General features: G+C 73.4%; 2 protein-coding genes. One reads left to right on the top strand and one right to left on the bottom strand.

The window, feature by feature from the left end; genetic code table 11:
* The coding region (locus tag FNH08_RS51350; RefSeq protein WP_194238893.1) for a hypothetical protein at positions 1-641 on the top strand (641 nt) is incomplete at its 5' end.
* Here FNH08_RS51350 and FNH08_RS49695 read toward each other — a convergent pair.
* A complete protein-coding gene (locus FNH08_RS49695; protein ID WP_228034865.1) occupies positions 581-1,528 on the bottom strand; it encodes a hypothetical protein in 948 nt (315 codons plus the stop codon). The two genes, FNH08_RS51350 and FNH08_RS49695, sit on opposite strands and share 61 nt — an antisense overlap.
* Between the last annotated feature and the right edge of the window lie 184 nt (positions 1,529-1,712).

Raw genomic sequence — 1,712 nt, 5'->3', positions numbered from 1 at the left:
TCGGCGCGGGGACCGCGGCCCTCGCCCTTCTGGCCTTTGCTCTGACCCTGCGCTTCGGCGAGGACCCGGACCACCACGCCGCGAACCGGCCCCCGACCGTGACGCGTCCCGACTCCGCCCCGCCGTCGGACTCCGCCCCACCGTCCGAGGCATCCCCGGTGCCCGTCTCCGGCACACTCGACCTGCCCGGGCGCACCCTCACGTTCGACGGCCGGGTGATGCCGATCGTCTCGGACGTCGAGGTCCCGCTCGCGTCCACGAGCCCGATGACGGTGACCGCGAAGCAGGACCTGAGAAAGGTGACCGTCGACGTGCGGTCCAAGGGCGGCTCCGCCGTGGTGGGCGTCCCGTACGCGGTCGAGCTGCGCGCCGGGGAGGACCAGCAGCCGCTCTACGTCGGCGCCTTCACCTCGGAACTCAAGGTCCTGAGCGACTACGACGTCGGAGGCGGCCTGATCGCCCTCGGCACCGAGGACGCCCGGTGGTTCTACGCCCGGGTCCGCGGCGGCGACACCATCTCGGTGACGGCGGGCGGGGCGGGCCGTCTGCCGGACGTTCAGTCGGGTGCTCAGCTGGGTGCTCAGCCGGGAATGTTGGGGTCGTACTCGTCCCGCCCCCACTCGGAGGAACCGAGCGGGTAGTTGTACGCGGGCCGCCCCACGTTCCCGCTCGTCCGGAAGGGCTTGCCGTTGTCGTCGACGCGTAGGGTGCCCTGCTGGTCACCGCTGGACCAGTCCAGTTCCAGGTACCAGCTCACGTTGTGCGCCCGCACGTCCGCGAAGACGTAGAAGACCTCGGGGTCGGACTCACTCACCTTGTACGGGAAGTCGCGCTGACCGGCCTTGGGGGAGACCGCGGGCCGCCCGGCATCGAGGTTCACCCCGAATGACGTCGTCTCCACGCCGCCACCGCACCCGACGCCCATCTGGAAGTCGTTCCAGGCGAGCGGCGCGCTCTTCTCCACCACCCGCACATGCAGTTCGTCCAGGACGACGGTGGCCTTCCCGGTGCCCTGCACGGTCAGCGCGAGCATCTGCTGCCCGGCGGTGACCCCGCCGAGCGCGGTGACCCACCCGCGCGCGTCCGGCTCAGTCGGCGGCGGAGGCACCTGCTCGGGCTTCCGGTCGATCAGGTAGTGCGGGCCGCACGGGTCTTCCCACTTGTACGGATTGACGGCGACGGAGGGCGCGGTGGCCCCGTCCTCGACACCGCCGCCCTGGACCGCCCCGGCCCCACCCCTCCGGGAGGCGGCGGCCGAAGGCGTGGGGCTGCCGCTGCGTGCGGCGGAGGGCGAGGCCGACTCCTTCTTCTTTTTCTTCTTCTTCGCGTCGGCCGACTCGGAGGCGCCGGCGCCTCCCTCGGCGGACGGGGCGGCAGCCCCCACGGACCGCTTCCCGCCCCGCTCGTCGTCACCCACGCCCTCGCCGGGCACGAGACTCACCACGAGCGCGGCCGACACGAGGGCGGCGGCCACGCCGGCCCCGGCGAGCACGACGGTACGCCGCCGCGCCACGGGAGCGTCGGTCAAGGGCCGCGGCTCGCCTTCGGACCCGTCCTCGGAACCGGCCTCGGAACCCTCCTCGACCTCCGCTTCGGACCCCGCGGCCCCGGTCCCGGTCCCGGCCTCGGCCTCCGCTTCGGACCCACCCGTTCCGGCCCCGGCAGCCGCTTCAGACCCCACAGAAGCCCCGGACACCCCGGACACCCCGGAC

Origin of the sequence: Streptomyces spongiae (assembly GCF_009377185.1) — a bacterium.
In the GTDB taxonomy this organism is placed as follows: domain Bacteria; phylum Actinomycetota; class Actinomycetes; order Streptomycetales; family Streptomycetaceae; genus Streptomyces; species Streptomyces spongiae.
Note: the sequence above shows the minus strand (reverse complement) of the source record. Positions and strands in the feature narration are given on the sequence as shown.